This window comes from Monashia sp. HAY1-5C (genome assembly GCF_056755255.1).
Genome location: NZ_JBPGXG010000511.1, coordinates 1 through 255, shown reverse-complemented (window position 1 = coordinate 255; position 255 = coordinate 1). Strand labels below are relative to the sequence as shown.

The 255-nt window shown below is 68.2% G+C and carries 1 protein-coding gene; it reads left to right on the top strand.

What is annotated here, in order from left to right; genetic code table 11:
* The first annotated feature begins 93 nt into the window (after positions 1–93).
* Positions 94–231, top strand: a complete 138-nt coding sequence (locus ACR9ZK_RS22610; protein ID WP_481344169.1) for a hypothetical protein — start codon at positions 94–96, stop codon at positions 229–231.
* Positions 232–255: the final 24 nt, after the last annotated feature.

Genomic DNA, 255 nt, shown 5'->3' with positions numbered 1-255 from the left:
CCCCCCCCCCCCCCCCCCCCCCCCCCCCCCCCCCCCCTCCTCCAACCAGAAGACGACACCCTAGATGTAGCTCCGTCTCGTGGGCTCGGAGATGTGTATAAGAGACAGCCCCTCACCTCCATCACCGGTGCGCTGGAGATCGTCTCCGACGACGTTCGCAGGAGCGCCCGCGGCCAGGAGGCCGCCGAGGTAGGAGACGGCCGCCGGGACCTGTCTCTTATACACATCTGACGCTGCCGACGACGGAGAGAGTGT